At 48.5% G+C, this 26333-nt stretch carries 27 protein-coding genes; 8 read left to right on the top strand and 19 right to left on the bottom strand.

Annotated features, from left to right (window positions below):
* Positions 1–18 precede the first annotated feature (18 nt).
* The 9 genes from glpD to ftsY all read right to left on the bottom strand — a co-directional run bounded on the left by glpD (position 19) and on the right by ftsY (position 10006).
* Positions 19–1536, bottom strand: coding sequence for a glycerol-3-phosphate dehydrogenase (glpD, locus tag A3K86_RS08445; RefSeq protein WP_068330464.1), 1518 nt, complete (start codon positions 1534–1536; stop codon positions 19–21).
* Between the two features lie 239 nt (positions 1537–1775).
* On the bottom strand, positions 1776–2537 hold the full coding sequence (locus tag A3K86_RS08440) for a DeoR/GlpR family transcriptional regulator (RefSeq protein WP_068330463.1): 762 nt from the start codon (positions 2535–2537) through the stop codon (positions 1776–1778).
* Between the two features lie 97 nt (positions 2538–2634).
* Entirely contained in the window at positions 2635–3999 is a 1365-nt protein-coding gene (gene glpT / locus A3K86_RS08435; protein ID WP_068330462.1) for a glycerol-3-phosphate transporter, read from the bottom strand.
* A gap of 395 nt (positions 4000–4394) precedes the next feature.
* Positions 4395–5240, bottom strand: a complete 846-nt coding sequence (gene glpG, locus A3K86_RS08430) for a rhomboid family intramembrane serine protease GlpG (protein WP_068330461.1) — start codon at positions 5238–5240, stop codon at positions 4395–4397.
* Between the two features lie 4 nt (positions 5241–5244).
* A complete protein-coding gene (gene glpE, locus A3K86_RS08425) occupies positions 5245–5568 on the bottom strand; it encodes a thiosulfate sulfurtransferase GlpE (protein WP_068330460.1) in 324 nt (107 codons plus the stop codon).
* 520 nt (positions 5569–6088) lie between these two features.
* The gene (rpoH, locus tag A3K86_RS08420; protein ID WP_068330459.1) at positions 6089–6955 is read right to left on the bottom strand and encodes an RNA polymerase sigma factor RpoH; all 867 of its coding nucleotides are present in this window, start codon (positions 6953–6955) and stop codon (positions 6089–6091) included.
* A gap of 122 nt (positions 6956–7077) precedes the next feature.
* Positions 7078–8004, bottom strand: coding sequence for a permease-like cell division protein FtsX (gene ftsX / locus A3K86_RS08415; RefSeq protein ID WP_068330458.1), 927 nt, complete (start codon positions 8002–8004; stop codon positions 7078–7080).
* Positions 7994–8668 (bottom strand): cell division ATP-binding protein FtsE, encoded by a 675-nt coding sequence (gene ftsE, locus A3K86_RS08410; protein ID WP_068330457.1) that lies wholly within the window; start codon positions 8666–8668, stop codon positions 7994–7996. The genes ftsX and ftsE overlap by 11 nt, the downstream gene beginning before the upstream one ends.
* A 3-nt stretch (positions 8669–8671) precedes the next feature.
* Positions 8672–10006, bottom strand: coding sequence for a signal recognition particle-docking protein FtsY (gene ftsY / locus A3K86_RS08405; RefSeq protein WP_068330456.1), 1335 nt, complete (start codon positions 10004–10006; stop codon positions 8672–8674).
* A 233-nt stretch (positions 10007–10239) separates the two neighbouring features.
* Between ftsY and rsmD the strand changes: the two genes are divergently transcribed.
* Together rsmD and A3K86_RS08395 are read left to right on the top strand one after the other, a co-directional pair.
* Positions 10240–10845 carry a 16S rRNA (guanine(966)-N(2))-methyltransferase RsmD gene (gene rsmD / locus A3K86_RS08400; protein WP_068330455.1) on the top strand — a complete coding sequence of 202 codons (606 nt, stop codon included), beginning with the start codon at positions 10240–10242 and terminating at the stop codon, positions 10843–10845.
* Positions 10842–11108: a DUF1145 domain-containing protein gene (locus A3K86_RS08395; protein ID WP_068330454.1), complete on the top strand. Its 267-nt coding sequence runs from the start codon at positions 10842–10844 to the stop codon at positions 11106–11108. The genes rsmD and A3K86_RS08395 overlap by 4 nt, the downstream gene beginning before the upstream one ends.
* An 82-nt stretch (positions 11109–11190) precedes the next feature.
* Here A3K86_RS08395 and A3K86_RS08390 read toward each other — a convergent pair whose 3' ends face one another.
* The 5 genes from A3K86_RS08390 to A3K86_RS08370 all read right to left on the bottom strand — a co-directional run bounded on the left by A3K86_RS08390 (position 11191) and on the right by A3K86_RS08370 (position 14842).
* Positions 11191–11781, bottom strand: a complete 591-nt coding sequence (locus tag A3K86_RS08390; protein ID WP_068330603.1) for a YhgN family NAAT transporter — start codon at positions 11779–11781, stop codon at positions 11191–11193.
* A gap of 165 nt (positions 11782–11946) precedes the next feature.
* Positions 11947–12189 (bottom strand): YecH family metal-binding protein, encoded by a 243-nt coding sequence (locus A3K86_RS08385; protein WP_068330453.1) that lies wholly within the window; start codon positions 12187–12189, stop codon positions 11947–11949.
* Between the two features lie 102 nt (positions 12190–12291).
* Positions 12292–12609: a putative signal transducing protein gene (locus A3K86_RS08380; RefSeq protein ID WP_068330452.1), complete on the bottom strand. Its 318-nt coding sequence runs from the start codon at positions 12607–12609 to the stop codon at positions 12292–12294.
* A gap of 172 nt (positions 12610–12781) precedes the next feature.
* A complete protein-coding gene (locus A3K86_RS08375; RefSeq protein WP_068330451.1) occupies positions 12782–13405 on the bottom strand; it encodes a lysoplasmalogenase in 624 nt (207 codons plus the stop codon).
* Positions 13406–14476: 1071 nt separating this feature from the next.
* Positions 14477–14842, bottom strand: a complete 366-nt coding sequence (locus tag A3K86_RS08370; RefSeq protein WP_068330450.1) for a DUF4145 domain-containing protein — start codon at positions 14840–14842, stop codon at positions 14477–14479.
* A gap of 332 nt (positions 14843–15174) precedes the next feature.
* On the opposite strand from A3K86_RS08370, the gene A3K86_RS08365 reads away from it, so the two are divergent.
* Positions 15175–15504 carry a DUF2500 domain-containing protein gene (locus A3K86_RS08365; RefSeq protein ID WP_068330449.1) on the top strand — a complete coding sequence of 110 codons (330 nt, stop codon included), beginning with the start codon at positions 15175–15177 and terminating at the stop codon, positions 15502–15504.
* Positions 15505–15510: 6 nt separating this feature from the next.
* Here the strand turns inward: A3K86_RS08365 and A3K86_RS08360 are convergent, their stop codons facing one another.
* Positions 15511–16515, bottom strand: a complete 1005-nt coding sequence (locus A3K86_RS08360) for an acyltransferase (protein ID WP_068330447.1) — start codon at positions 16513–16515, stop codon at positions 15511–15513.
* Between the two features lie 491 nt (positions 16516–17006).
* On the opposite strand from A3K86_RS08360, the gene A3K86_RS08355 reads away from it, so the two are divergent.
* Positions 17007–18605, top strand: coding sequence for an AbgT family transporter (locus A3K86_RS08355; RefSeq protein WP_068330445.1), 1599 nt, complete (start codon positions 17007–17009; stop codon positions 18603–18605).
* Between the two features lie 105 nt (positions 18606–18710).
* Here A3K86_RS08355 and A3K86_RS08350 read toward each other — a convergent pair whose 3' ends face one another.
* The 3 genes from A3K86_RS08350 to rhtB form a co-directional block, all read right to left on the bottom strand.
* Positions 18711–19598 (bottom strand): EamA family transporter, encoded by an 888-nt coding sequence (locus A3K86_RS08350; protein ID WP_068330443.1) that lies wholly within the window; start codon positions 19596–19598, stop codon positions 18711–18713.
* A gap of 151 nt (positions 19599–19749) precedes the next feature.
* Positions 19750–20967: an EAL and HDOD domain-containing protein gene (locus tag A3K86_RS08345; RefSeq protein WP_068330602.1), complete on the bottom strand. Its 1218-nt coding sequence runs from the start codon at positions 20965–20967 to the stop codon at positions 19750–19752.
* 70 nt (positions 20968–21037) lie between these two features.
* Positions 21038–21655 (bottom strand): homoserine/homoserine lactone efflux protein, encoded by a 618-nt coding sequence (gene rhtB / locus A3K86_RS08340; protein WP_068330441.1) that lies wholly within the window; start codon positions 21653–21655, stop codon positions 21038–21040.
* A gap of 181 nt (positions 21656–21836) precedes the next feature.
* Here rhtB and A3K86_RS08335 point away from each other — a divergent pair, with 181 nt between their 5' ends.
* Both A3K86_RS08335 and A3K86_RS08330 read left to right on the top strand, forming a co-directional pair.
* Positions 21837–22838, top strand: coding sequence for an alpha/beta fold hydrolase (locus A3K86_RS08335; protein WP_068330439.1), 1002 nt, complete (start codon positions 21837–21839; stop codon positions 22836–22838).
* Positions 22839–22932: 94 nt separating this feature from the next.
* The gene (locus tag A3K86_RS08330) at positions 22933–23742 is read left to right on the top strand and encodes a Cof-type HAD-IIB family hydrolase (RefSeq protein ID WP_068330437.1); all 810 of its coding nucleotides are present in this window, start codon (positions 22933–22935) and stop codon (positions 23740–23742) included.
* A gap of 96 nt (positions 23743–23838) precedes the next feature.
* Here the strand turns inward: A3K86_RS08330 and A3K86_RS08325 are convergent, their stop codons facing one another.
* Entirely contained in the window at positions 23839–24297 is a 459-nt protein-coding gene (locus A3K86_RS08325; RefSeq protein ID WP_068330435.1) for an EVE domain-containing protein, read from the bottom strand.
* 119 nt (positions 24298–24416) lie between these two features.
* Between A3K86_RS08325 and A3K86_RS08320 the strand changes: the two genes are divergently transcribed.
* Complete coding sequence (locus A3K86_RS08320; RefSeq protein WP_068330433.1) at positions 24417–25460, top strand: COG3650 family protein; 1044 nt, start codon at positions 24417–24419, stop codon at positions 25458–25460.
* A gap of 114 nt (positions 25461–25574) precedes the next feature.
* The gene (locus A3K86_RS08315; protein WP_068330431.1) at positions 25575–26186 is read left to right on the top strand and encodes a tRNA-uridine aminocarboxypropyltransferase; all 612 of its coding nucleotides are present in this window, start codon (positions 25575–25577) and stop codon (positions 26184–26186) included.
* Positions 26187–26333: the final 147 nt, after the last annotated feature.

Raw genomic sequence — 26333 nt, 5'->3', positions numbered from 1 at the left:
AGTGTTTCGGTTTTATATTTATGCGGCCACTTCAGCTGATGGCTGATGCGAGCTCATGTACGCTGCCACCGCTTGTTGCTGCGCTTCATCTAAGTACAGCCCCAATTTACTACGACGCCACAACACATCTTCCGCGACTTGGGCAAACTCAGCCTGCATCAAATAATCCAGCTCACGCTGTGTCAGCCCGTGTCCAAATGCCATTCCCATTGCAGCTTGGTCGGTCACACCATCAACGAGGCGTAACGCACGGTCACCGTAGTTCGTTACCCAGCGATCGATAGTGAACGCATCCAACCACGGGCACTGGTTAGCTAGAGCTTGCTTCAAATTATCGCGGTCAAAGTCAGCACTCGCGCCTGGTAAGAAGGATTCTGCCGTCCATGCTGGTTGCATGTGAGCGAAGAACGGCGCTAATTGGCGCATCGCAGATTCTGCCAGCTTACGGTAGGTCGTTAGCTTGCCACCAAAGATAGACAGTAAAGGCGCATTGTTCCCTTCTTGATCCAACTCTAGCGTGTAATCACGGGTGATGGCTTGCGGTGAGTCCGACTCATCATCGCACAACGGACGCACCCCACTGTAAGTCCACACTACATCCTTGTGTGCCAGCGATTTCTTAAAGTGTAGGTTGTACACCTTGAGCAAGTAATCGACTTCGTTGTCATCAATTGCCACTTCACGCGGATCGCCTTTGTACTCGACATCAGTCGTACCAATGATAGAGAAGCGATCAAGGTACGGGATCACAAACACAATCCGGTTATCTTCGTTTTGCAGAATGTAAGCCTGCGGCTCATCGTGCACTCTCGGCACCACGATGTGGGAGCCTTTGATCAAACGGATATTACGTGGCGATTCCTCTTTCAAACTGTTATCAAAGAAAGCTTTCACCCAAGGGCCTGCCGCATTCACCAAGGCATGAGCACGACGCTCAAACGTTTGATTAGTGCGCATATCACGAATGGTCACTCGCCAGATATCATTCTCACGCACCGCTTGCTCAACGCGGCAACGGTTACGCACTTCACCACCTTTCTCGGCGGTTTCCATCGCATTCAGCACCACCAAACGCGCATCATCGACCCAGCAATCTGAATACTCAAAGCCACGGGTGATCTCTGGCGCTAACACCGAATCAGCACCAAACTTAAGCCCTTCACTAGCAGGTAAAGTCGTGCGTTTACCTAGGTGATCGTACAGAAACAGCCCTGCGCGGATCATCCATGCCGGACGCAAATGCGGGCGATGTGGCAGACGAAAACGCATCGGGTGCGCAATGTGCGGTACTTTGCGCAGCAGCACTTCACGCTCAGCCAACGCCTCGCCCACCAAACGAAACTCGTAATGCTCAAGATAACGTAAACCACCGTGGATCAATTTGGAGCTAGCTGATGAGGTCGCCGATGCAAAATCATCAGCCTCATACAAACCGACTTTCAACCCACGTCCAGCCGCATCTGCCGCGATCCCCGCGCCATTAATACCGCCACCCACAACAATCAAATCTAGCAATGCAGTGTGCTCTGTTGTCATGTGATTCACCTTCGCCCTGTCTGTACGATTTACTGAAATAGTGTTAATTCGAAACAAAACGAACATTTAAATGCTCGAATGCGAACATAATAGCGAGCAAAATGATCAAGATCATTAAATTTATGATGTTTTTTCACACAGCATGATCATTAGCACAAAAAAAACGGGCTACCCATTGAAGGATAGCCCGTTCTCAGAAACTGTATCTTTTGGCTACTAAGTCAGTGCCTTAGTACTAATTAAGCGATGATCTCGAGATGGATTTCATGCTCGCTCACGCGTTTTGCCAGCTCATTAGGTGGTTGCTGGTTAGTGAACAGCATATCGATTTGGCTAATATCACCCAGATTCACCATCGCGTTACGACCAAATTTAGTGTGATCCACCCCTAACATGACGCAACGGCTGTTTTCGATGATCGCTTGTTTCACTCGTACTTCATGGTAGTCAAAGTCCAGCAACGAACCATCTAAGTCGATGCCGCTGATCCCCATGATGCCGAAATCAAGACGGAACTGAGAGATAAAGTCGAGCGTCGCTTCACCTACGATGCCCCCATCACGGTTACGGACTTCACCACCCGCCAAAATCACGCGGAAATCGTCTTTGCCAGTTAGAATGCTCGCCACATTTAAGTTATTGGTAACAATGCGTAAATCACTGTGATCAAGCAAGGCACGAGCAACAGCTTCGGGCGTAGTACCAATATCGATAAACAAGGTCGCGCCATCTGGAATATGTTCAACCATGGCTTGAGCAATGCGGTCTTTCTCCGCTAATTGCATCACTTTACGGGTACTGTATGAAGTATTGACGGAACTGGAAGGAATGGTGGCACCGCCATGGTGGCGACGGATTTTGTTGTCTGCCGCGAGTTCGTTGAGGTCGCGACGTATGGTTTGAGGGCTAACATTAAAGCGCTCGACCAGATCGTCGGTGCTCACATAGCCTTGTGTTTTGACAAGATCGATAATTTCTTGATGACGTTTACTCTGCTTCACTGCTCACCCGGCTCCCGATTACAACAAGGCTCCGCGGATGCGAAGCCTTGTCATATTACCTAGAGCGTTCACAAGATGCCAATGATGGCGCTCTCAATCACGCATTTTGTTCTACCACATCGTGAGCGTGCTCTCGCTTACGCTCACCCATTAATGCAAGCGTCAAGAAGAAGATAGACAAGCCACAAGATGCTGTTAGGACAATGAAACCGCCATCCCAACCAAAGTGGTCAACGGTGTAGCCCAAGATAGCATTCGCTGCTACCGCACCACCTAGGTAACCGAATAGACCCGTTAGACCAGCCGCAGTACCTGCTGCTTTCTTCGGTGCTAGTTCTAGAGCGTATAGACCGATTAGCATTACTGGACCGTAGATCAAGAAGCCGATTGCAACCAGTGCCATCATATCGATAGTTGGGTTACCTGCTGGGTTGAACCAGTAAACCAATACCGCCACTGTTACCAATGCCATGAATAGGATACCAGCCGGCGCACGACGACCTTTGAAGAATTTATCCGACATCCAACCACATAGTAGCGTACCTGGAATACCAGCCCACTCGTATAGGAAGTATGCCCAAGATGATTTATCTACCGTGAAGTCTTTTACTTCGCTTAGGTAAACTGGCGCCCAGTCCAATACACCGTAGCGGATCAAGTAAACGAAGGCGTTCGCAATCGCAATGAACCACAATAGCTTGTTGTTAAATACGTACTTGAAGAAGATTTCCTTCGCGGTCATCTCTTTTTCGTGCGATTCATCGTAGCTATCTGGGTAGTCGTTTTTATGCTCTTCGATTGCAGGCAAACCACAAGATTGCGGCGTATCGCGCATGGCAATCAAGCTAAACGCAGCCACCAACAACGCAAAGAATGCCGGTACATAGAAAGCGGTACGCCAGTCATCGTTGAATGCCCACAAGCCCAGTAGGAACATAGGACCAATCAGACCGCCGCCCACGTTGTGCGCCACGTTCCACACCGATACGATTTCACCACGTTCTTTACGCGACCACCAGTGCACCATGGTACGGCCACAAGCAGGCCACCCCATACCTTGGAACCAGCCGTTCAAGAACAAAAGAATAAACATCGCCGCGATACTGCTCGTCGCCCATGGCATGAAGCCGAAGCACAGCATCACAATCGCTGACATGGTTAAACCTGCGGCTAAAAAGTAGCGTGGGTTCGAACGGTCAGACACGTTACCCATTAAGAATTTAGATAAGCCGTAAGCAATAGATACCGCTGCTAATGCAACCCCAAGGTCACCACGGCTATAACCATACTCTTCAATCAGGAATGGCATCGCCAAACTGAAGTTTTTACGAACAAGGTAGTAGCCGGCGTAACCAAAGAAGATCCCTGCAAACAGTTGCCAACGAAGGCGTTTGTATGTGGAATCAATTTGATCCGCTGGAAGCCGCTCTTGGTGAGCAGCCGGACGAAACAAACCAAACATAAGATGTTCCTTATTTAATATTTTTATTGCGATGGTGAAGATCACGCATAGGGACAAAGTGAGCGTTTAAAATCAAAAACGCTCAAAGTGCGCAAATTATTGCGCGAACAAATAATAAAAACCGTGAAAACAATCATAAACGAAGATTAAGATTGCACACGAATCGGTTTTAGTGCGCTTTTTTGCGTATTAATTGATCGGCTTTACTTAATCAACAGCATTGGTAACGGTTTACTACTCATAGCGGCACAAATTAGCGCCAAAGACATAGCAAAAGGCAGGAAGATTAGCAGAAGGGATAAAACAAACAAAAACGCAGCCTCGAAAGACTGCGTTTAATGCTGCATTTGCATTCAAATGGTGAAGATAAGCAGCGTTTTGTCACTCTAAATACACTAACTTGATGCTTTCAACGGAGGACGCTTGGCATCAATAAAGCCCAAAGCACAGCCACTAACCAAACCAAACAGATGCGCCATATTGGCTATCGACATGCCAAACGGTTCAGCAAAGCCAATCACCAGCCATGCCAGCATGAAGGCGACGTATGGCTTAGGGATGGTCAAGCCACGCTCAGGTGCCAACCAACCCAGCCACCACACATACCCCATCAAGGCATAGACCACGCCAGACAAGCCACCAAAGTTTGGCCCATGAAGCCAAAACTGAGCAAAACCGGAGATAAGCGCTGAGAACAAGAAGATCTGCAGCAGCTTGCCACTGCCACTGTGTTGTTCAATTTGGCCACCAAGGATCCACCACCACAGGCAGTTAAACACGATGTGCAAAGTCGAGAAATGGATCAACGCATGGGAGAAGTAACGCCACAACTCCCACTGATCGCCATGCATGGTCGGAAAATGGGCCCACGAGAATATCGGTAACTCAAAGCCCAGCAACCACAGTGCATAAATGGCAATCACCACCACCATAATCGCCAAGCTAAAGGGTCCTGCCTGCATTTTTACCATCTTGAGGAGGCTTGGGCTTTGATAATTAAACTTCGCCGTCCGGCTCTCAGCCACCTCCCACGACGCGGCTGAGTAGCGCTTAGCACCCGGATTAGCAAGAAAGGCCGTTAACTCCGCTTCAACCTCGACCAAGTGCTGGCTATCCGCCAGCCACAAGGCAAAGACGCCTTCAGGCTCAGACATCATTTGGATGTGGATCCCACGTGACGCCATATAGTCAATGAATGCCTGCGCCAGACGCGGGTTAGGCAATCCCACTAATCGATGCATCTTATTACTCCGCTACTTCAATCGGGTAGGCTTCACGGCGCCATGCCTCAAAGCCCCCGTCCATACTATACACAGCATCATACCCTTGATTGATCAAATACTGTGCTGCCCCTTGGCTACTAATACCGTGATAACACATCACAATCACAGGCTGGTCGTAATCCACTTCGTTCATCATCTGAACCATGGTCTCGTTGGTTAAATGAAACGCCGCAGGCGGATGAGCCAAGGCAAACGACTGAGGATCGCGAATATCAACCAACACCGCCTGTTGCTGCTGCAGCAAGTCATGCGCTTGCTGTACCGAAATATGTTCAAACTGATCCATTACTTTCTCACTTTCATTTGAATCGGGCCTGAATTAGCGATCCTGCCCTTTATAATTATTGATCCACTAACTGTGATGATCGTCGCTTTTTGTCGATCTTAGCAGCTCGTGGCGAGGATTTTATTCTCATTGCTATTGTAACCCACTCAGTTACTCACAACCTCACACAGAATGTACGGGTTTATCCACACCACCAGCATTGCACAGAAACCCAGCAATGACAGGGACTTGATCGCTGCCACAGCCAATCTCAGCCCGCAAGCCGATCACAAAACAACCATCTGTGGAAAAGTCTGTGAATTGCGTTGATAATGTGCCTACGTGAATTTGGATCCACTACATATAGTTTGGATCCATCATAAGCTGTGGATAACTAAGCATTTAATTCACAAAACCCTGCGTTTTTGTGAGATTAATCGCAAATTTCAGGCACAAAAAAGCCGGCGCTGAGCCGGCTTTACTATATGTAGATCTTTTCGCGAACCAAGATCCCATTTATTGGGATCATCGCTAGGGGCGATTAATATAAATCGTCACCTACTGCTGCTTTTAGCTTCTTCATGGCGTTCTTTTCAAGCTGACGGATACGTTCCGCCGATACACCATAGTTATCAGCCAAATCTTGCAGCGTGGTTTTCTCATCGTCCAACCAACGAGCACGCACAATGTGCTGACTACGCTCATCTAAGGTCGCCAACGCATGCGACAAACGATTATTGGCGTGAGTTTCCCAGTTATTTTCTTCGTGACTTAGTGCCACATCTGAAGATTTATCTTCCAAGAAATAAACCGGAGCGGTAAAACCACTGGTATTACGGTCATCGTCTTCCGCTGGCATCTCAAATGTTGAGTCTTGCGCGGCTAAACGTGATTCCATTTCGCGAACTTCGGATGCGTCGACCCCAAGTTGCTCAGCAACCATATTTACTTCGTCGTTATTGAACCAACCCAAACGCTTTTTCGCTTTGCGAAGGTTAAAGAACAATTTGCGTTGTGCCTTGGTGGTCGCCACTTTCACGATACGCCAGTTACGGAGCACGTATTCATGAATTTCAGCTTTGATCCAATGCACGGCAAACGACACTAGGCGCACACCCACTTCAGGGTTAAAACGCTTCACCGCTTTCATCAAACCAATGTTACCTTCCTGCACTAAGTCAGCCATTGGCAGACCATAGCCAGAGTAACCACGGGCAATGTGAACAACAAAACGCAAATGCGACATGACCAGTGCTTTCGCGGCATCAATATCGCCGTCGTAGTGCAAACCTTCTGCAAGTTCGCGTTCACGCTCAGCGGTTAGCATCGGATAGCCGTTTACGGTCTGGATATAACTATCCAAACTATCAGCGGAAACCAAAGCCATTGAAGACATCGCTTGTGTCATGTAAAAAACCTCGTGTGTTTTTTAGACGGATAAAAAGTAACTTGAACCGCATATAATGCCTAAAAAGAGACCTTAGATGCAAGTCGGCAGGGCAAACTACCTCAATTATTGACTCAAAAATGTCAGACAGGTTCAATTTCTTTTAAGTGACGACCCGCAGATAAGCGTGCAGCGCCCAATCCAAGAAACGCGGCAACCATGAGTAAAATCAAGGTTTCATCCCAACTTAGGCCCACTAAACGGTAGCTACTTTCGTACAATCCCGCCAACGTCGCGACAGCATTATCAAGCAAAATTGTCACCACAGCGGTCAGTACCCAAGCACAAACACCGCCGATCACGCCGTACCACACACCAGTATAAAGGTAAGGACGCAAGATAAACTGATCGGTCGCGCCCACCAGTTTCATCACCTGAATTTCATCTTTTTGATTCAATACCTGCAAACGCAAAGTATTACCCACAATCAAAAATACCGCCACCAACATCAAGCCCGATACGATCATCGCTAGGCTGATCGCCAATTGTTTGATCGCTGCCAAACGTTGTAACCAGTCGCTATCAAGGCGGACTTCTTCAATCGCAGATTCGGTGCGGAGTTTTGCCGCTAGTGCAGTTGCTTGAGCATCGCTCTGCCAGGCTTCACTAGGCTTAACCACAATCACCGCCGGTAGCGGGTTGTCATCAAGCAAGCTCAGCGCCTGCTCAAAACCGGCATTTTGACGAAATTGCTCAAGGCCTTGTTGCGGCGAAATATAGTCCACGGTGTCGATTTCAGACCACCCGCGCAACTCACCCGCCAATCGCTCAGCGGTTGGTTCGGCAATGCCTTGTTCTATATATAAGGTTAACTGGGTCGGGCTTTGCCATGCTTGCGCGACCACCACGACGTTTTTCGCCAACAAGTAAAAGGTAGAGGGCAAAGTGAGCGCCAAGGTCAGTACCGCTAAGGTTAAAATATTCCCTAACGGACGTTTAAAGAGTTCTTGCAGCGCACCCAGTGCCTGCTGCTTATGGATCGCAAAAAAGCCATGTCGATTAAGCGCCACGCGTGATCTCCCTTAAGCAACCTTGCTGTAAATCGAAACGACGATAGTTTCGGGTATTAAGCAGAGACGTATCATGCGTTGCCATCAAGACACTGACCCCTACTCGATTAAATTCTTCAAATAAATCCATAACTTGCTGCGACAACGCCGCATCAAGGTTACCGGTTGGCTCATCGGCCAGCAGTAACATAGGTTTGTTGACCACCGCACGAGCAATACCAACGCGCTGTTGTTCACCCCCCGATAGTTGCAGCGGTAAACAGCGGGCTTTATCAAGCAAACCCACTTTATCGAGTGCGGCTGACACACGACGTTTAATATCGTTTTCCGATGCTTGCTCGATCCGTAGCGGCAACGCCACGTTGTCGTACACGGTACGATCGAGCAACAGTTTGTGATCTTGGAAAATCATCCCGATATTACGACGCAAAAACGGCACTTGCTTCGGATCAAGTCGACTGATGTCGTAACCATTAAAGAAGATCTTGCCGTCGTTTGGTCGCTCTATCGCACAAATCAATTTCAGCAGGGTACTTTTACCCGCACCGGAATGGCCAGTTAAAAACGCCATATCGGTACTTTGCAGATGAAAATCCACTTTCTGTAATGCTGGCGTACCACCGCCACCACGGTAAACCTTACTTACCTGCTGAAATCGAATCACGGATTAATCCTCGTCACTAAATAGCGCTTCAATAAACTCATCGGCCGCAAACGGACGTAAGTCGTCGATACCTTCACCGATACCGATGTAGCGAATTGGAATATTAAACTGATCAGCCAGTGCGAAGATCACACCACCTTTCGCTGTACCATCAAGCTTGGTCAGGTTGATACCAGAAACTGGAGCCACTTCACTGAACAGTTTGGCTTGGCTAATGGCATTCTGACCTGTACCGGCATCCACAGTCAGCATAATTTCGTGTGGCGCTTGCGGGTCAATTTTCTTCATAACGCGCACGATCTTGCGCAGTTCTTCCATCAAATGACCTTTATTTTGCAAACGACCCGCGGTATCTGCGATAACCACATCCACGTTACGTGCTTTCGCCGATTCAATGGCATCGAAGATCACCGATGCACTATCTGCGCCAGTATGTTGAGCAACCACAGGCACATTGTTGCGTTCACCCCATACTTGCAACTGCTCTACCGCTGCTGCACGGAAGGTATCACCCGCCGCCAACATTACCGATTTGCCTTCACGTTCGAACTGTTTAGCCAGCTTACCAATAGTGGTGGTTTTACCGACCCCGTTCACGCCTACCATCAGGATCACAAACGGCTTTTTGCTACCATCGATCACTAAAGGTTGCTCGACTTTCGCCAGCATATCGCTCAGTTCTTCACGTAACTGACCGTATAACGCTTCACCGTCTTTTAAATCTTTACGGCTGGCACGCTCAGTCAGGTTCTCGATAATTTTTACTGTGGTATCCATGCCCACATCAGCAATCAGTAACTGTTCTTCAAGCTCTTCGTACAGCTCATCATCGATCTTTTTACCGCTGAACAGATCGAAAAAGCCAGAACCAAAGTTCAATTTGGTTTTCTTTAAACCACGCATCAAACGCGCAAAGAAACCTTCACTCTTCGGCTTTTCTTGCTCGTGGATCTCAGCAGTGGCTTCTTCTGTCGCTTCGGTTGCCTGAGCTTCTTCTTGTTCAGCCGCTTTCGCTGCTGCCTGCGCTTCTGCTTCTTCAGCCGCTTGCGCTGCTGCCTGTGCTTCTGCTTCTTCAGCCGCTTTCGCTGCTGCCTGTGCTTCTGCTTCTTCAGCCGCTTTCGCTGCTGCTTGTGCTTCTGCTTCTTCAGCCGCTTTCGCTGCTGCCTGTGCTTCTGCTTCTTCAGCCGCTTTCGCTGCTGCTTGTGCTTCTGCTTCTTTCGCCGCTTCTTCTTGCGCTACGCTATCGTCTACAGTTGGCTGTTCAACCTTCGACTCTGCATTTTCATCAGCGCCAAACCCGAGCCACGAAAATAAACCGCGTTTCTTTTTTTCTGCCATTGGCAAATCCTACAGCTTGATTGGTACAATTATCTCAATGTCAGCCTGTTGAGTTATGACATAACCCATGGCCATTTCGTTCAATTATCGGCATTTTCCCGCTATTTCACTCACCTTTGGTGATATGTTGGCGGCGTTCGATAACTTAACGAAATAGTCATAGTGACAATGTGGCGAATTTGCCACCGAAAAACAGCTGTATACTATCATTTTCTGAACGGTCGAAGAAATTTATGACGAGACGTAGACAACAATCAGGGCGAAATCAGCAAAATAACCGCCAAACAGGATTCGTCAGAATCATTAGCGGTCGCTGGCGCGGACGAAAACTGCCAGTGCATGATGTCGAAGGATTACGCCCAACCACAGATCGCGTCAAAGAAACCGTCTTTAACTGGCTGGCTGGTGATTTACATCAAGCCAAGTGTCTCGACCTCTTTGCCGGTAGTGGCGGCCTCGGTTTTGAAGCCTTATCACGCGGGGCTGAAAGCCTGACTTTGCTGGAACTCGACAGCAAAGCCGCCAATCAGCTAAAACAAAACTTAGCGACACTGGGTACTGATAGCGCAACCCTGCACAATACCAATGCATTGACCTTTTTGGCACAGCCGGGCACACCCCATGATGTGGTGTTTATCGATCCCCCTTTCCGTAAAGATTTGATCAATGAGGTTATTACCTTATTGGAGCAAAATGGCTGGCTAGCGCCGCAAGCCGTGATTTATATCGAAACAGAAAAGGAACTGGGTGACTTACCAACACCTGCGCACTGGCATCTTCACCGTGAGAAAACCGCCGGCCAAGTGAGTTACCGTTTATTTGAGAGAGAGGAAGCATGAAAGCATTGATTTTGCTCGCTAAAGTGGCGATCGGTTTTGTCTGGTTGGTATTGGCGATCAATATTTTTCACCCATTCCCAGGCATGACTGCCATGGTGCTCTACATCATGACAGGCTTCCTATTCATGATGCACGGGGTACAAATGCTGATGTTTGTTGGTGCCTTTGGTGACAAAATCCCAATGACGCGATGGGAAAAGTGGTCAATTTTATTATTTGGGATTTTTGCCCTACTCGACATTCGTCGTAAATACATGATGTAACCAAGTGGTTTCACGACAATTCACGACCCAATAACGTAAAAAGGCGGCTATTAGCCGCCTTTTTAATACTTTGTTATTTCTCTTACCCAATATGAAGGTAAGAGCGGATCCCATCAAGGAACATTTGAGTCGCCATCATAATCAATAGCAAGCCCATCAAACGCTCAATAGCTTTCAAGCCACGCTCGCCCAATAAACGGTTAAACACTTCGTAGAACATTAGCACCACAAAGGTTGCCCCCCATGCGAGCAGCACAGACAGCGCCCAATCCCAAGTACGGCTTGGATCTTGATTCGATAGTAGCAACAGCGAAGCCAATACCGATGGACCCGCAATCATAGGGATCGCCATCGGCACCAAAAACGGTTCTTCACCTGCTGCAAGCCCAGTCACCCCACCCGGCTGAGGGAAAATCATCCTGATCGCAATCAAGAACAGGATAATACCGCCCGAAATACTGACTGTTTCGGTCGATACATGTAAAAACGCCAGCATCTGTTTACCGCCGAATAAAAACAGCAGCAAGATGATCAACGCAAAACACAATTCCCGCACCATAATGAGACGTCGACGTTTCGGCTCAATATGCCGCAGGATCGACAACATTACTGGCAGATTTCCCAGCGGATCCATGATTAAAAATAACATGACCGCCGCAGATATAATTTCCACAGGCATGCCTCAATAAAGAGTAATAGTAAGAGTACGTATTGGGTCTGACGACCTAAGAGATCACGTTGTCAGCCGGACGGCTGAATTAAGCGCGGAAGGAGTATAACAAACGAACAAATCGGAGGCGATTAAAACCGCCTCGTTAATAAATATTTCTTTTTACGGTTAATGACTGCACATACGGTCACGATTAGCCGTAATTTTATCGCCATCTTGGATAACTTTGCGGCGATCTAGCAGGAACGTCAGCAAAGCATCAAACGTTAAGTCTTGTAGACTACAAGTATGGAAACGTACCTCTTCGCCATATTGCGCGACCACAGCCTGACGTAAGCTCGCTAAAGTGTAATCTGCACTCTCTTCCAGCAGCATATTCAGTACGTTATGGGCATGAACGGATTCCGTCATCACAAATTCTCATCGTTGGCTTAAAACGCTATTAAACCACAGCAGGGTGACGAGTTGTTGACCCAAAGCAAAATAAGTGCATTTTAAATGCACCTTAATGATTTACGTATTTTCTTCCCGCTCAGCCCCACATTGCCAACAAATTTCAAACTGGCTGCTATTTGCCTCATGACAACGAGCGCAGTGCCAATCGTGCTTCACTTGTTGCTGTTCATAGTCGTGGAGTAACGCGCTCGCCCGCGACCAGTCTTGTTCCTCGACCCACAAGCTTACTTCCAATACCGAGGTTGGCAGCTCGCCCGTCGCCGCGGCTAATCCTTCACCGGTTAACTGCACAGCAATGTATTCGCTTTCCAGTAACCCTTTCAAACAATGGGCTTCAATGCTATTTGCTGCTTGGTACACTCGTTGCCAACTCATGGGCCGCTACCTCTCTTCAGCCGCGACCACACTTGCGTCTAGTCGCTATCAGCGCAACAAAGTTAGGCGCTCTCTACTAACCCTAGACCAACAGACCCATTCTCTGATTTCATTTTTCGCGTTGATCTCAGTATTAAATAATAAGAAGCGCTCAACGAGCAAAGCGACCAAGTTAGAGAATGGCAGAACCAACAATCAAGGCTTGAGCCAGATAGTAAGTCGTCATCACTATCGCAGTGGCACTGGTAAACGGGCCGCGAAAGCGATTAACCGCTAAAACGGTATCCGACACCATAAACATCACCGCGCCAGCAAACGCCACCATGCCGATCATACTTTGGGTCGTGAGCCAAAACTCCCCCGCCGCCCACGCCATTTGGGTGATCATGGCAATGTATAACGCCACTGGCGCCATCAGTTTGCCGAGCGAGGGCAACAAAAGCAGAAAGACAATCACACCGCCACCAAACAGCATCGCAGGCAACCACCACACCATGCTGGCACTGAGCTGACTCCAAAAAGCGATGGAATAAATAACATGCGCAACAAAAAAGCCCGCCAACCCTTGTACAAAGCGATCCCGTGGCAACATCAAGAAAACATCACCCACCACAGAAAACGCTAAGCCCGCAAAAATAGCTTGCTGATAAAACGAAGTCAGCCCGTGTTGCCACATCAGACACATCAGCAACACTATCGTTAATGGCTTAAACAGATAAAACTGCCACTTCGGGCCGCGGTAAGCAGCATTAATGTGTAGTAACCCAGAAAATAAAATGGTTAACCAAACCCACATACAATCACCAATAATAATCAACGCTGCCAGTTTAAAAAGCCGCTCACGATTGTCTAGTCAGGGATCCTGATAACACGACACTGCTTAGAAAAGCCAGCCCACTTTTTTGCGCTCAATCACACCTTTATCGTGACAAAGCGAATTGAGGGCATTGCGCAATATTAGTATGAAAATATCCTATTCACTGCCCACCAGCACCTGTATTAAGTTTGTATTAAGCCAAAAACCTCAAACGCAAACGTTTACCTGCCTTGGCAATAAAAACAGGGCAAAAAACCAGAGCGACCACAGCAAAATGCAGACTAATCACAGAGAGAAAAGACAGAGAATCACTCGCCACCACCACATTAAAAACAAAGACTTAGGATGAAAGTTGATTAATGGGAACCTTCTTCATTCATCTGGGTTTTATTATGGACATCTGAGGCTAATGTTATTGGACTCATACCAAAGGTTATCTAGCCAGATGACTGATAACTAGATAATTATCCTAATAAGCAACAGTAATCACCTTATCAATATCTAGTTTACCGCCCCAGCCACAAGCGAGATCGCACTAAGCCTTAAATCTGACAAAAAAGATTCATCAACACTATAAAGGCTATTAAAAATAGGATTAAACAAGCAAAAAACCATATCAAAGCAATTAAAAACAACAACTTACAAACAACAAAAAGAAAGATATCAAAATAAGTCAAACTTTATACAACGGCAAAAACACATATAAACCTAAGCAAACAATGCCAATCAGCCACTTTAAAACTGTGTTTTTTACAACAAAATGACATTCATACTTGCCTAAACCATAAAAACAGTGCTATTTTAAATATCAAGATATCTCAAGCAGCTAAATAAGGAGCCTACTTATGTTCACTACTTCTCAAAAACAAGGGCTTATGATGATCGCAGTCGTTGCTGGTCTCATGACGCTGCCGATGCTTTACTAAGCACAAAACAAATTTACAAAAAAAGGGCACCCAGTGGGTGCCCTTTTTTGTTGTGCTGCTATCTTCGCCATTTCTCTGAATAACCGGTGTTTAATAATACTAACCGAAGATAACCAATTGTTTATTATGGCGTTAAGTTAATATTGTGCCAATTGACTGAGTAGAACCAAACTGCCAAGGCCGTAAAAGCGAACAACACAAACAGTGCTACTCCCCAAATAAAACGTCCGCTGCGTGGTGTCAGCTCTTTCTCACACAATTTGCAGGCAGCAACAAAACCTTTCTTATCATCCAACTTATAGCCATCTTCGTGCACCACTTTGTTACGCACTGACGCAATAAAGCGAAGCTTTGGAATGATTTCATGAGGTAATCGAGTCTCACAGCTTGAAATAAGCTGATGTAACCCTTTTCCTTCGGCATGATAATGTTCACGCAGAAGATGCTCGATCCGCCGTGTTTTAGTCACAACCATCTCGATATTGGCCATTCGCTTATCTCCCTATTATTGGCATTCTTGTTTTTCACCTCATCAACCACCCTATCCCTAGCAGCTAAGAGGTGCGGATTGCTTACCAATAAGTTAACACATTGTTTCTTTTACCTTACCGCCTTGCGATGGCAATGCAATAACTGTACGACAAAAAAGTCAGTATATGCTCACATTGATGTCATCGCTGATGCTGAAAACCGCCAACAGATCACGCTTTCCCGCCTTGAGCATGGTGTTTAGCATCAAAATAACGATCAATGGTTTCTGCATTATATTAGGAACGTGTATTCAAGGAGCCAAGTGACCCTCACTTGCACAAGGAGTTAATCATGCCCGTCTGGATCCCTATTACCCTCGCACTGCTGCTCGTCATCGCTTTGCTGTATTTCGTTTATTCTTACCGCCGCCACAGCTTGGGGTTGGATGCGCCAGAGCAAAGCATCGAAGTGTGCGTACTTGATAAACAAGCCAACGCCATCATAGGAGCACAGCCCGGTGAAGATAATGAAGAGTATTGGATTTATGTTGAGCCAACCGATGGCGGGCCACGACGTGAGTTTTTGGTCGGCGTGCATTATTACCACGCCCTCAACCCTGGCGACCAAGGCACCATGACCTATAAAGGTCGCCAATTCATGCACTTTGCCCTTAAACGCTAACGCTGACTAAGGCACTAGCCAAGCCGTGCGCTTCGACTGACTTAAACCATAGCTTGCCGCCAGTGCCAATCCACCAGCAACCAAAGTCCATAGCGGGATCATCAGCCACGATGGTCCCCAATACAAATCCCATGCCCGTACTGGCCACAGAAACAAAGGGTGCAGCAAATATATTCCTAAACTATAGCGGCTCACAAACGACACCCATTGCTGCGGGCGTTCAGGTAAGCGCTCACCCACATAGCGCCCGACCACAAACACCATGGCTGCAATCAAGGCAGTATTGATGGTTTTATACGATAACCAACGGCCAACAGTGTATTCCCCTTGCGCCAAGCTCTCGCTGATCACCCCGTAGCACGTCAGTACCGCCATCACCACGCCCAGACCAATCAACCAACCTCGGGTCGGCCATTGATAATGAAATAGGCAGTAACCCCAAAGTAAGTAACCACTATAAAGCACCAGCTCATGCTGCCACGGGCCTTCAACATCAAAGAAAAATAACACCGTTAGTCCAAGCCATAACAAAGTGATCGCCTGTACGGCGGTTTGATCAGCGCGACGGGTCCACCACGCCAAAAATGGGATCACCAGATACAGTGGGATAAAGTAGTAAAAGAAGCCAAGGTGGTAATAGGTTTCGTGAACAGGCAACGCCAATACCGTTTGCTGCACCACATTGCCATCAAACCCTGTGAGCGATAGTCCGCTTAACAGCGCATAAAACAGCGACCACACTAAGAAAGGCAGTAACACTTTGCCCAATCGACGCTGGACATAATATTTGAGATCGAAGTCGCGCCGATCACTGAGCATCAGCGCCCCTGTGAGCATAATAAACACTGGCACCGCCCATCGGCTCACGCTATTAAACCCTATTGCTACCGCCCAATCCCAGTTAGCAATCTCACCCAACTGGTCGCGATACGGTCCCAACACATGGATCACCACCACAGCCACGGCCGCGACGCAGCGAAGAAGGTCAAAAAAATAGATTTTCTGGCGCAAGCTGTCTCCACTATCAGGTTGTTTGTTATAACCACCTTATAGCATAGCAAGCGGAGATATTTTGAAATCAAAACATTAATTACGCCATTTTTGACAAACTTTTGACCCAGATAGTTAACGTTCGCATGATTATCCACCGCACGGATTGTAAAAATCCTGTGACAAATCGCCTTTTTCTACCTAAATGCAGAAGCGATCACACCGATAAGCAACACCAAGCACAATGCTGCTCGCTTAACCACCACGCAATCAATTACTTACAAAAACGCCACCAGAAACATAATTCATAGCCAAACATTGCAGTTTTATGCTGCACCTGCTTAATTATTCAACTGCAAAGTCGATATAATTAACAATTTTTAGACATTAATGTCACAGTGGAAACATTTTGAAATGATTTCCTCTTGTTTATGGCGTTAACAATAGCGTAACCTTTGCGCCATAAAGATATTCCCATTGACGGGAAAAATTCGATAAGGAAGAGGATCTCTATGCACTCATCTGCTTCACAGCAGGCGCCCAAGACGCCGAAAAAAAATCTCTTTACCCGCTTTCTCGATACTGTCGAGTGGCTTGGTAACCTCCTACCTCACCCAATCACTCTTTTCGCAATCTTTTGCGTAGCCATTTTAGTGGCGTCAGGTATTGCTGGTTACTTTGGGGTCTCCGTGGTGGATCCACGCCCAGAAGGTGCAGCGGGCCGTGCTGCCGATGGTATGATCCACGTGGTGAGCCTGCTCAATGCCGAAGGCCTCCAGCTGATCGTGGCTAATTTGGTGAAAAACTTCACCGGCTTCGCTCCGCTTGGCACCGTATTGGTGGCAATGTTAGGTGTCGCGATTGCTGAACATTCAGGTCTACTGTCCTCTGCGATGCGCGGTTTGGTGATGGGCGCTTCACGCCGCATGGTAACGCTAGTGGTTGTGTTTGCCGGTATCATCTCAAACACCGCTTCTGAGCTAGGTTATGTGGTACTTATCCCACTGGCAGCGATGCTTTTCCACTCGCTCGGTCGTCACCCGCTGGCAGGTCTAGCGGCCGCTTTTGCCGGTGTTTCGGGCGGTTACAGTGCTAACTTACTGCTAGGTACGGTTGACCCACTATTGTCGGGTATCACCGAATCAGCCGCGCAAATGATCGATCCAAACTACACTGTTGGCCCTGAAGTAAACTGGTACTTCATGTTTGCCTCGACGTTTGCGATCACCATCATGGGTGCGTTCGTTACCGAGAAAATCGTTGAACCAAAACTGGGTAAATACAGCCCAGAAGAAGCATCTGAAGATCTGTCTGGCGATCAGATGGGTAAGCTTAGCGATGTTGAAAAGAAAGGCCTACGTTACGCGGGTATCGCAGCACTAGCGGTAGCGGCATTGTTAGCACTGACTATCGTCCCTGCCGACGGTATTCTTCGTCACCCAACCACAGGTTTAGTGGCAGGCTCGCCATTCTTGAAAGGCATTGTGGCGTTTATCTTTGTGTTCTTCGCTGTACCGGGCTTTGTGTACGGTAAAGTAGTTGGCACCATGAAAAATGACCGTGACGTGATCGACGCAATGTCGAAATCAATGTCATCGATGGGCATGTACATTGTGCTGGTGTTCTTTGCCGCGCAGTTTGTGGCGTTCTTTAAGTGGACTAATTTTGGTCAAGTATTCGCAGTCGGCGGCGCTGACTTCCTACAATCGATTGGCTTAACAGGTCCAATGCTGTTCTTCGCCTTCATTCTAATGTGTGGCTTTATCAACCTGATGATTGGTTCGGCTTCAGCACAATGGGCGGTAACAGCACCGATCTTTATTCCAATGCTGATGCTGGTTGGCTACGCGCCTGAAACCATTCAAGCGGCTTACCGTATCGGTGACTCGGTGACTAACATTATCACCCCTATGATGAGCTACTTCGGGATGATCTTGGCGGTAGCAACCCGTTACCAGAAGAACCTAGGTCTAGGTACCCTGATTTCAACCATGCTGCCTTACTCGATTGTGTTCGTGGTAGGTTGGAGTTTGATGTTCTATGTATGGGTGTTCGTACTGGGTATCCCAGTTGGCCCTGGCGCGGCAACCTTCTACAGCGTTGGCGGTTAAGCAATAGTGAATTAACCGCCAACAGTTCCCCATTAAACCCACAGCCGAGCTTCTGCTCGGCTTTGTTGTTTCTCGTTGGCGCCATACTCACTAGCTTTACGCCGCTTAACGAAAAGAAACCGCCATCAAGCCCAAACACACCAAGCTGGCTCCCACTAAACGCGGACGGTGCGACGGTTCTTTGAGCCACCAAATCCCGAAGATGACACCTACCGGAATACTAAGCTGACGCAATGCCACCACATAACTGACGTTGTCGGCGTACTGCATCGCTAGTAGCACTAAGGCATAAGTGCCGCCCATCATACCGCCAGTAAGCAATGCGCGACGGCGTAATTGCCAAGCTTGCCGCAACTCACTTCGCCGCGAACGAGGCAAATAGAGCAACATCAACCAGCCACCTGCTGCAAGAAACTGCGCTCCCAAATAAAACACCGCTGCCACCGCAGCAGGTACACCCGCTACCGCCAGCATATCGACCGCTTGTTTGTCGATCACCGAATAACCCGCAGTACCTATCGCAGCCAATAACGCCCACAAACACCCCTGCTGAGTGTAAGCACGCCAATGCCACTGTCTAAATGTCACTAACGGCACCAACAAGCAACCGAGTGTCACCACCAGCATCCCGCCCCATGCAATCCAAGGCAGTGATTGCCCTAACCCTGCAGTGATCCCTGCCACCATCATAACCGGCAGAGCACGAGCGATCGGGTATACCACGCCAACATCGGCATGCTTATAAGCGAGCGCCAACGCCGCCATGTACACCATTTGGAAAAAGCCACTGACCACTAATAACCACCAGAAGCGACTGCTCAGCTCTGGGATCGTCATCACCACATAGCCCAACAAGGGCAGCATCAAGCCACCAACGCCGACGCAGCTCATCGCAAAAAATGCCGGCGATGAGGCACTGGATTTTCCCAGCAAATTCCAGCTGGCATGGATCACGGCGGAAATGACCACCAGCACAAACGCAAAAATCGACACGGTATTCCTTTTTAATGACGGCATTAAGCCGCTGGTATCACTCAAAAAAGAATAGTGTAAGGAAATGGATAATAAGGGGAATATGCGCGCTCAGAGTTCACAAAAGGTTCATCCGAGCGACACCAGGAAACGAGCAAAAAAAGAAGGGACGTTATTTGATTCTCAACATATTGGTCGACCATTGTGACGCTTGCTGGTAACTGCGTGTCACCATCGCCTCACCAATCCCCAACTGCTGACAATACTCACTCACTTGGTGCCAATTCGCCTTATCGTAAGCTTCAAGCAGCGCCAAGGTATGCCCTAAATGCCCTTTGTGATGCAGCAATGCCGCTTCGACATCTTTTTGCAAAGGCAGCACTTTAACAAGTTGATCGAGCGAGGTATCAAGTAGCGCATCGAGCAAAGAGAACATCCCGACCAAAAACGCTTGGTGTGATTGCCCGGTCAAACCACTACCGACCGCCAGCGACTCACACATCCGCGCCCGCTGCAACGACATCAAATACAACTCACGCGGTTTATCCAGCGCCGCATGGGCAGTCGCCACCACACCGACGAATAAACGTACCTTGTCTTCGCCCAAATACACCAAAGCTTGGCGGAACGAGCTAATTGGCTCGACAGTACGGTTAGCTGCCGCATTAACATAACGCATCAGCAGGTACGACAAGGACACATCGCTGGTAATGATTTGTTCAATGCGCTTAAAGTCGACCGGATCGCGACAGATCTCTTGCAACAGTCGCATGGTCGATACCTTTTCTGGTTCAACTTGGCGATTTTTCACAAGCTCTGGTTTGCAGAAAAAGTACCCTTGGAAGAAATGAAAACCCGCTGCGAGCGTGGCATCATAATCGGCTTGAGTTTCGACTTTTTCAGCCAAAAATTTCAATCGACGGTGAGAGCGGTATTCCGCCACAAACTCACACGCTTTCTCAACCCCAAGCTTCATCAAATCAAGTTTGATGATCCGCACATAAGGTAAAAACCGCGCCCACGCTGGCGACATCTCGAAATCATCCAGCGCCACCACATAGCCACGCTGATGCAGCAACTTGATCGCCGCAAACAGCTCATCGTTGGGTTCGCAGGTTTCCAGTACCTCGATCACCACATCGCCTTTCGGCAGTAGCAAAGGCAACATATCGATCAGACTTTGCTGTGGGAAGTTAATGAAGGTACGTTGGCCAGAAATGGCGGGGTTGCTTCCTACCGCCATGTAGTTTTCCACTAGCAGGCGGCTGGTCGCTTTATCAGGGTCGATCACCGGAAAGGCATTGTGTTCACCGTCACGAAACAACAATTCATAACCCACGGTACGCTGCTGACGATTAAAAATCGGCTGACGAGCAACATATGAGTACATAGCTGAAGAGTTTTGTTGTTTCATTACCGTCCACTTATTCAGCCTCAACGGCTGTATTCGTTATGATTGATTAGGCTCGGGCAGACGCCAGCAAGGCACCACAACCGATAAACATAGAACCAAAAACACGGTTTAATGCCCCCATCATCCGAGGTGAGCGAATATAACCGGCTAAACGCGATGCCAAAGTGACATAGCCCAGCATCACACACATATCAACCACTACCGTGGTGATCCCAAGAATCAACAACTGCGGCAATTGGGGTGCATCAGGCTGAATGAACTGTGGAAACAAAGCCACCAAAAAAACGATACTTTTCGGATTGGTTAAGTTAACCAATACCGCTTGGCGAAACAGACGCTGCCCCGACACGGGCGCTTGGTCAGTATTCACTTGCAGTGCCGCTTGTTCGCGCCACTTTTGAATGCCAAGACCAATCAGGTAAATAACACCAATCCACTTTATTACAGTAAAAGCGGTCGCTGACTGAGCAACTAAAGCCCCAAGCCCAACACCCACTAAAATAATGTGGAAACTCAAACCAACTTGCAGCCCCATAATAGACGCCAACGATTTACGAAAACCGTAAGTCATACCATTGCTGATCGAGTTCACCGTGCCTGACCCCGGCGCTAAACTAAAGACAATGGCTGTAGCCAAGTAAGCTAACCAAATATCGACATTCATTCCGTACTCCAGCGATATTAGTGCTATCAATAAGTGCTCGCTAGTTAACAGTAGAACCGGCTGGAAAGCAACTCTATACTCTCTCAGTTTAGGTTATAATGACATACAATCATTTATACGCCTGAGATCAAGGATCCAGGGTGTATTATCCGATATTTCTCCCCCGCAGTTGAGAACCCAAATGACAGCCCAACCTCCACATTTTTATGACTTTTCTCTTGAACCTCACTTTGCGACCACCATGCAAGGTCCCGTGGCAGCCATGTGGCAGCAGCGCGAAGAAGGAAAGTTTACCGGCGTCGATCAACGTCAAATCGGCTGGTTAGGGCTAACCGGACACAACAGCGACAAGGTGATAGTGGTGATCAATGGTCGCATTGAAAGCTACTGGAAATACCAAGAAGTGTTCTATGATTTGGTGCGCCAAGGCTACGATGTGTTTGCAATCGACCACCGCGGCCAAGGTGTGTCTGAGCGGATCGCCAACGACACCGAACTCGGTCACGTCGAAGAGTTCGACCACTATGTGGAAGACTTCACCACTTTTATGAACGATGTGGTGCTCCCTCGCGGCTATCAGCAACACTTTATGTTGGCACACTCGATGGGCGGCACTGTTGGCTCACTGTACTTAGAGCAACATCCGCAAGTGTTCACCAACGCGGTACTCAGTGCGCCGATGCACGGTATTAACCTCACCCAATGGATGAAGCCGATCGCTTCACCGCTAGCACGAGTAGTGGAACAACTGCAGCGCCAACCTGACTATGCGCCAGGGCAAGTGCCTTACTACCCAAAACCTTTTGCCGATAACAAACTAAGCCAAAGTGAAATCCGTTATCAGTGGTTCCGCGAGTTATACGAGCAAAAACCGGAACTGAAAATTGGTGGCCCAAGTGCCCGTTGGGTATGGCAAGGAATGGCAGCCGCCAAACGTTGCGTCCAGCACGCTTATCAAATCCAAGTGCCAGTGCTCCTTCTCCAAGGCAGCGATGACACCATAGTTGATAACAGCGCGCACGACGTTTTCCACCGTGCCATCAATCAGGCTGGCGGTCAGTGCGAAATCAAAGTGATCCACGGCGCCCGTCACGAGTTGCTGTTTGAGCAAGACAAATTCCGCACCCCAGTGCTGGCAGCCGCGCTTAATCACTTCAAAAAAGCGGAAACCATCCAAGAGTAAATTAGCCTCTTTTCCTGCCGCAAAAGTGGTTTAAAATCGTGCAAAACCTCGCTGACAATGTGGTCAGCGAGATGACGTCGATAATGGGATTTTCATGTATAAGATTGTTGCTTCAGACCTAGACGGTACGCTCTTGACTCCAGACCACAAACTGGCGCCTTTCACTCAAACCGTACTGAACCGCTTACACCAGCAAGGTCGACACTTTGTGTTTGCCACTGGTCGTCACCACGTCGATGTCGCAGGTATGCGCGAACAATTGGGTATTCCGGCTTACATGATCACCTCTAACGGCGCCCGCGTGCACAACTGCCAAGGTGAAGCGATTTACCAACAAGACGTGTCACCGGAAGTGATCACCGGGGTGATCGCAATGGCAAAACACGACCCAGAACTCAAAATTCACTTGTACCAAGACGATAAGTGGCTACTCAACGCTGAAGACGAAAAACTGCGTGATTTCCACGACGAGTTCACCTACGAGTTGTTCGATGTGAACAACCCACCACTAACAGGCATCGCTAAGGTATTCTTCACCCGTGATGACCAAGACCACGACAAACTGGTGGCATGGGAAGACAAGTTCAACGCAGAGTTTGGCGATAAAGCCAATATCGCGTTCTCGACACCGTGGTGTTTGGAAGTGATGGATGCCAACGTCTCTAAAGGTCACGCGCTAGAAGCAGTTGCCAAAGAGAAAGGCTTCGATCTGCATGACTGTATCGCCTTTGGCGATGGCATGAACGATGTAGAAATGCTGACAATGGCGGGTAAAGGTTTGGTGATGGGCACCGCGCATGACAAAGTGAAAAAAGCGCTGCCGAGCAATGATGTGATTGGCTCTTGTGCCGATGAAGCCGTGGCTCACTACTTAGAAACCAACTTGCTTGATAGCTCGCGATAACTGAGCATTCACAGTAATCTCAAGCGCCTGCTCGTTTACGTTCAGGCGCTTTTTTTATCGCGTTAACCATTCACAGGGAGTGACTCAGGAATAACGCTAAAACTGCCCCGTCATGGTCAAGATTTCCTGCCACTGCGCATCTGTGACCGGCATGATGCTCAAGCGATTACCGCGTTTAACCAAAGGCATTTCCGCCAAAGCAGGATTGGCTTTCAACCGCTTGAGTGACACCAAACGCAAATGACGTTGGTATTCGATATCGACCATGATCCAGCGTGGGTTTTCTGGGCTCGACTTAGGGTCAAAATACGGGCTCTGGGGATCGAATTGAAAATGATCTGGATAGGCTTCTTTGATAACCGTGGCAATCCCCACCACCCCAACATCCTTGCACGACGAGTGATAAATAAAGACCTCATCACCTACTTTGATCGCATCACGCATCATATTTCGCGCTTGATAGTTACGAACGCCTTCCCAACAAGAAACTTTTTGCTGCTTTAGTGTGTCTATCGAAAAGGTGTCCGGCTCGGTTTTAAATAGCCATTTCGCCATGGGGCATCCTTATTTTTTTACTGTCGTGTCTGACCAATCTGCTACGAATGTTATCATCAACACTGGCATTGAGCAGAAATACATTCGACGGATTTAGACTGTTAACCTTGAGGTGATCGATGAAGAACTGGACTCCCCTTGCGCTGCCATTGGTAGCCCTCTCGCTATTGGCTGGCTGTAGTAGCCAACCCTCATCCACCGCCACCAGCGAGACGGCTACACACTCAGACAACAACCAAACAATGACGACAGGCAGTGGCGATAAAGTCCAAGCCTTTATGATGCGCGGTATGGTCACTTGGGGTCACGAAAGCTATTCGATCCAACCTTGTGGAAGCACCAAGCAATACTGGATTGTGTTCCCAGCCACCGATCACGGTGCCATTCGCGAAGCAGCGCCTTATAACTACGAACCTATGTACAGTGAAGTGATCGGCTACCTAGAACCCGCGCCGGAAGATGGCTTTGCCGCTGACTACGATGGTCGTTTCGTGGTTAAACAAACCAACTTATTGTCGGCGGAAATGCGCGGTGGCTGCCAGTTCGACCCACACTACACCCGTGCGTTTGGCATGGAGCCGGATTGGGATCTGCAAATCCAGCAAAACCAAGTGATCTTTTCCCGTCTTGGTGAAAAGAGCCAACCACAAGCGATCACTCAGCAAAATGCGACCTCGGGGCAACAGCAATATCAAGGCAAGAACTTTAGCCTGACCCTCACCAAAGGCCATTGCAACGACACCATGAGTTCATCGCTGTATGGCTGGCGCTCTGAGCTGAACTGGCAAGGTAAAACCTACCGTGGCTGTGCCACACTCGGCGCAACGGATGTCACCGCCACTTGGGTTGGGCAATACCGCACTCCAGCGGATGTCACCAATACCCCGGGGTTAACCACTGTCTTGCTTTTGAAACCGGATCACTCCGCCATTACCCGCTACGAATACGACAGCGACGAGCCAGCACTGCAAGAACAAGGGATCTGGCAACAAATCGATGATGAGCACGTCAAAGTCATCATGACCTCGCACCAAGGTCGTCGTTTACTGAGCGAGCGCGTGTTCGAGCTGGATGGTGAACGCTTGATTGCCCGTGATGAAGTGATCAACGGCAATCGCTACAGCCTTGGCGACGGTGGCTTACAGCTTGAGCGTCAACCTTAAACCCGCCTAAATCAACATAGCCTTGGGTGCCGTTTCGCTGCGTTATCATTGCGAGACGGCACCAATTGCCGCACAATGCCGCCCGATGTTTCACTAGCCTATAGAGCGTCCGCTATGTCTTGTCCTCGTTGCGGTTTCACCCATAACTGTATTTGTGCCCATGAACCCCAGTTAAGTTGTGAGGCTCACTTTGTGTTGCTCACCCACCCCAACGAATACCACAAAGCCACCAATACTGGCGTCTTGATGGCGCGTACCTTACCCCATTGCCGCCGAGAACAATGGGAACGCACCAATCCACCAGCAAGCTTGCTAGAGCAAATTGCCGATCCCCGCTTTGCGCCTTGGTTACTGTTTCCCGCCGATGACCAACACCCAGCGATTCCCTTTACCGCTCCCACACCATCGAAGGCAGCCGACAGTGAATCGACCACTCCGATCCCACTGTTTATTCTGCTCGATGCGACTTGGCAAGAAGCACGTAAAATGGTTCGAAAAAGCCCATGGCTAGCCGAGCTTCCTCGCCTGAGTTTGACCGTGACGCAACATTCCAATTACCAACTGCGTCGCAACCAAACGGCGGGGAATTTGTGTACCTGTGAAACAGGCATTGCTTTGCTAGAGCTACTGGAACAACCGCAACAAGCCAGCCAACTGGCGCATTACTTTGCCAGCTTTAACACGGTTTTTCATGCGGAGCGCAGCGGTCACACCCACAAGGCATAACCCTCTGTCAGCGCGACCTCATCACGCAGGCTTTGCTGACAGAGCGCTGAATAGCACTAAGATCACCACAGCTAAGCTGGATAAAATGTGATCAGTTTATCTTGCCCTCTTCGCCGACTAACCTATACTCATTTAAAACCGACTGAC

Origin of the sequence: Photobacterium jeanii, from assembly GCF_001650345.1 — a bacterium.
Taxonomy (GTDB): Bacteria; Pseudomonadota; Gammaproteobacteria; order Enterobacterales; family Vibrionaceae; genus Photobacterium; species Photobacterium jeanii.
Note: the sequence above shows the minus strand (reverse complement) of the source record. Positions and strands in the feature narration are given on the sequence as shown.

What these genes read in the sequence shown, in the direction of transcription:
- A3K86_RS08375 (WP_068330451.1), bottom strand. Translation starts at nt 13,405, where the DNA reads ATGTGGGTTTGGTTAACCATTTTATTTTCTGGGTTACTACACATTAAT.
- rsmD (WP_068330455.1), top strand. Translation starts at nt 10,240, where the DNA reads ATGACGAGACGTAGACAACAATCAGGGCGAAATCAGCAAAATAACCGC.
- A3K86_RS08335 (WP_068330439.1), top strand. Translation starts at nt 21,837, where the DNA reads ATGACAGCCCAACCTCCACATTTTTATGACTTTTCTCTTGAACCTCAC.
- A3K86_RS08325 (WP_068330435.1), bottom strand. Translation starts at nt 24,297, where the DNA reads ATGGCGAAATGGCTATTTAAAACCGAGCCGGACACCTTTTCGATAGAC.
- rpoH (WP_068330459.1), bottom strand. Translation starts at nt 6,955, where the DNA reads ATGACACAAGCGATGTCTTCAATGGCTTTGGTTTCCGCTGATAGTTTG.
- A3K86_RS08380 (WP_068330452.1), bottom strand. Translation starts at nt 12,609, where the DNA reads ATGAGTTGGCAACGAGTGTACCAAGCAGCAAATAGCATTGAAGCCCAT.
- rhtB (WP_068330441.1), bottom strand. Translation starts at nt 21,655, where the DNA reads ATGAATGTCGATATTTGGTTAGCTTACTTGGCTACAGCCATTGTCTTT.
- glpT (WP_068330462.1), bottom strand. Translation starts at nt 3,999, where the DNA reads ATGTTTGGTTTGTTTCGTCCGGCTGCTCACCAAGAGCGGCTTCCAGCG.
- A3K86_RS08320 (WP_068330433.1), top strand. Translation starts at nt 24,417, where the DNA reads ATGAAGAACTGGACTCCCCTTGCGCTGCCATTGGTAGCCCTCTCGCTA.
- A3K86_RS08395 (WP_068330454.1), top strand. Translation starts at nt 10,842, where the DNA reads ATGAAAGCATTGATTTTGCTCGCTAAAGTGGCGATCGGTTTTGTCTGG.
- glpE (WP_068330460.1), bottom strand. Translation starts at nt 5,568, where the DNA reads ATGGATCAGTTTGAACATATTTCGGTACAGCAAGCGCATGACTTGCTG.
- glpD (WP_068330464.1), bottom strand. Translation starts at nt 1,536, where the DNA reads ATGACAACAGAGCACACTGCATTGCTAGATTTGATTGTTGTGGGTGGC.
- ftsY (WP_068330456.1), bottom strand. Translation starts at nt 10,006, where the DNA reads ATGGCAGAAAAAAAGAAACGCGGTTTATTTTCGTGGCTCGGGTTTGGC.
- A3K86_RS08385 (WP_068330453.1), bottom strand. Translation starts at nt 12,189, where the DNA reads ATGACGGAATCCGTTCATGCCCATAACGTACTGAATATGCTGCTGGAA.
- glpG (WP_068330461.1), bottom strand. Translation starts at nt 5,240, where the DNA reads ATGCATCGATTAGTGGGATTGCCTAACCCGCGTCTGGCGCAGGCATTC.
- A3K86_RS08345 (WP_068330602.1), bottom strand. Translation starts at nt 20,967, where the DNA reads ATGTACTCATATGTTGCTCGTCAGCCGATTTTTAATCGTCAGCAGCGT.
- A3K86_RS08370 (WP_068330450.1), bottom strand. Translation starts at nt 14,842, where the DNA reads ATGGCCAATATCGAGATGGTTGTGACTAAAACACGGCGGATCGAGCAT.
- A3K86_RS08330 (WP_068330437.1), top strand. Translation starts at nt 22,933, where the DNA reads ATGTATAAGATTGTTGCTTCAGACCTAGACGGTACGCTCTTGACTCCA.
- A3K86_RS08365 (WP_068330449.1), top strand. Translation starts at nt 15,175, where the DNA reads ATGCCCGTCTGGATCCCTATTACCCTCGCACTGCTGCTCGTCATCGCT.
- A3K86_RS08355 (WP_068330445.1), top strand. Translation starts at nt 17,007, where the DNA reads ATGCACTCATCTGCTTCACAGCAGGCGCCCAAGACGCCGAAAAAAAAT.
- A3K86_RS08315 (WP_068330431.1), top strand. Translation starts at nt 25,575, where the DNA reads ATGTCTTGTCCTCGTTGCGGTTTCACCCATAACTGTATTTGTGCCCAT.